Annotated in this window: 2 protein-coding genes and 1 pseudogene; all 3 read right to left on the minus strand. The window is 72.4% G+C overall.

Annotation, left to right across the window (positions count from 1 at the left end):
• Positions 1 to 727, minus strand: a pseudogene (locus tag JNW98_RS34160) (hypothetical protein); the annotation flags it as partial.
• Between the two features lie 499 nt (positions 728 to 1,226).
• Positions 1,227 to 1,757: an ATP-binding protein gene (locus tag JNW98_RS34165; protein WP_223772176.1), complete on the minus strand. Its 531-nt coding sequence runs from the start codon at positions 1,755 to 1,757 to the stop codon at positions 1,227 to 1,229.
• Positions 1,758 to 2,380: 623 nt separating this feature from the next.
• Positions 2,381 to 3,178: serine/threonine kinase C-terminal domain-containing protein (locus JNW98_RS34170; RefSeq protein ID WP_504755628.1), on the minus strand; the 798-nt coding region annotated here is incomplete at its 5' end.

The following is a 3,178-nucleotide window of genomic DNA, read 5'->3' on the forward strand; positions in this document are numbered from 1 at the left end:
GCCCGGTCCCGTACGCGGTCGCGCCGACCGCGCCGACGAGCAGCCAGGCCAGGACGCCGTCCCTGGCCACCCGCCGGGCCACGCTGCCGGGGCGGTCCTCCCGCACCCGGCGGGCGGCCCGGCGCGCCGCGAGGGCCGGCGGCAGCAGGCCGACGGTGAGCGCGCCCCACCAGATCAGGTACTTGAGGGGGTGGGCCGGCGCGAGGGCGCCGAGCGCCGCCACGGCACCGAAGACGATCACCAGCGCCGCGGCCACCGCCGGCACCGCGCCGACCGTCCACCACCGGCCCTCGGGCCGGCCCGCGCGCGCGGCCGCGCGGCGGGAGAGCTCCAGCGCGGGCATCACGGCGGCCGCCGTGACGAAGCCGCTGAGCAGCACGGTGATCAACAGCGCGCCGAGCGCGGCTGCGACGGCCAGGACGGGGGCGGTGGGGAGCCCCTGGTGCTCCCGCGACAGCAGGACGAGCACCCCGGCGCTGGCCGCGACGACGACCTCGGCGCAGAGCGTGGCCATCGAGGCGCAGAACGCGGCGCCGAACCCGTCCTTGTGGCGCGGCGCGCGCGTCCGGCCGCCCCGCGCCCCCGGCTCCTCGCGCGTCTCCCGCGCCTCCCGCTCCCCCGGCTCCTCCCGCTCCCGGGTCGCGGCGCCGTCCGTCCCGGCGGAGTCGTCGGGTGCGGCCGCCGGCGCCTCGTCCGGTATCGAGCCCGGCTCAGCTTGCTGTGTCATATCCGCCCCTCTCTCCAAGAATGATTCCCCCAGCGGCCAGGAGGTTCCGTAGCGAAGGGCTGTTGCCACCGAATGCCCGGTTTTGTCCCGACCTGCGGCCTCAACTCCACGGACCACACAGGCAACACGGGCAACAGGAGCGACCAGGGAACCGTTCCACCGGGAAGGACCGCGCAAGCGCCCTTCCCGGACGGCAGCCGCCCCGAATCTGTGACGCACCTCACCCGGGAGAGCTCAAAGGGGTTTCGGCGGGCGATTACGGGCCATCCGTGAGGACGAGCCGGCGGCGGCGCACCGATGCGCACCCCGAGCACGGCACCGCACGCCGCCGCCGCCCAGCTCCGGCGCCTGAGCCCTGTGGTCGCGCCGGACCGCGACCCGTACTCGCCAAGTCGTCCGGGGTCACCTGGGCGTCTCGACGTCCCCTCGCAACGAATCGCTTCATCCAAGGGTGATCAGGTGAACACTTCCCGTCAACACCTGGTCTGGACTTTGCCTCCTACGCCCTATTTGTGATGGCGTGTTGTGGCTCGAAAGCACCGTTCCAGCGGGGCAGCGTCCGCGTCGGGAGGGGGCTCCGGTCGATCTCGCACCAGATGCGCTTGCCCGAGCCCTCCCGCTGCCAGCCCCAGCGGTCCGCCAAGCCGTCCACCAGCTCCAGGCCCCGGCCGCCCGTCTCGTCACCCCTGGCGCACCGGCGGCGCGGTGGCCGGGCGCTGATGTCCGCGACCTCGACGCGGACCGTGCCGACGTCGCCCGTCACCGGACCCGTGACTCCTGGGGCGACCGGACCTCCCGACCCTCCCGGGACGCCCGGATCCCCAGGGAAGAACATCCGCAGCACGGCCGGACAGCCCGTGTGCACCACGGCGTTGGTCACCAGCTCGGAGATCAGCAGGATCAGCGTCTCGGCGAGCGGCTCGTCGATCCCTATCCCGGATCCGGCCAGCCGCGACCGCGCCCATCTGCGGGCCCGCCCCACCTCCGCGGGGTCGACCCCGACCTCCAGCTGCATTTGAAGCACCTGCACCGCTCACACCATCCGAACCGGCGGACACAACGCCTCGCGTCTCCAAGGGATCACGCAGCGTGACTCCCTTCCCGCACAGCATGGTTGCCCCACAGTCGTCTCAACAACCACTTCAGGGATATTCCGGCGCAAAGGAGTATCTACGCCACAAACTGTGCGAAGCACACTGCGTGGACTCGAACACGGGGGAATCGCGACCTCCATGCCGATACGAGCACGGGACATTCCAGGGAGAGTACCCGAGGCGAACCCTACTCCGATGCGTGACGAGTTCCATGGAGAACACCACTCGATATCAACACAGCGTGATCATTCCGAAGACTTCACCCGGGCATTTCCGGTTCTCGATTACGGTGCGCATTTCTGTCGCTCAGAATTTCGCCCGAGCGGATTTCCGGAGGGTTACCACCCGTGTTCGGCCCACGGGCCCTTCCGCGCCGATCCGCGCCTTACCGCGACGGAACACCGGGCGCTCGTCGTTCGATTCTCAGACCACCCGTTCCGACGCCGCACTCTCCCGCGCACCACGGCTTACGGCGCTGCCCGCACGGTCGTTCACGTCCCCGGAATTCGCGCGGGCGAGCGCGTAAACGCCGTTCCGCGGAGCGGTGCGTGACGGATCATCAGCTCGAACCCGCGCGATACGTGGCGGTCGCCTGCTCGAAGAAGCCGTCCACCGAGCGCTGCCCGTCCATCGGCCCCAGCACCTGGAGCACGTGGTAGCGCCCGTCGAGGATGACCGCCGAGTTGCGGACGTACACCTGGCGTCCGCTGCCGTCGTTCCAGTTGAACGTGCCCTCCGCGCCGGCCGTCCGGCCGACGTCCACCCGCCGCAGCCCGGAGGACCCGGACCAGGAGGACGACCGGAAGGCGGCCAGCTCCGGCTCCCGCTCCTGCTGGTAGGCCATCGGATCGGCCCCGAACTCGGACACCTTGTCCCGGCCCGGCACCACGATGAGCTCGAAGTCCCCGCCCGCGTAGACGACCTGGCCGCGCTCGTTGTCCCCCCGGCGCTGCCACTCGCGGGCCACGGCGACGGTGAACCCCTTGGGATCGCGGCGCAGGGTGAAGCCCTTGGCCGCCCCACTCGTCTCGACCGTCACCTCGTCCTCGCGTGGCGCTCCCGAGCGGCCGATCGCGCCGCCGGTGCCCGGTGCCGCGCTCAGCGCGTCCGCCGTCCGCCGCGTCCCCTGCCCGGCGCCCGCGCTCTCCGAGGCACGCGGCATGAACAGCAGCGCGTACAGCACCGCCCCGATGAGCAGCAGCAGGACGGCCACCAGCAGCAGCCGGCCCAGCCGGTGGGCGGGCGGGGCGCCGTAGACGTGCTGCTCCTGGAGGTGGCCGGTGGCGGCGACGCCCCCCGGCACCTGCGGCCGGCCGCGGTCGGCCCGCTTGTGCCGGCCGTGCGCCGCGGGCGCGGC

This window comes from Streptomyces huiliensis (genome assembly GCF_020037025.1).
Taxonomy (GTDB): Bacteria; Actinomycetota; Actinomycetes; order Streptomycetales; family Streptomycetaceae; genus Streptomyces; species Streptomyces huiliensis.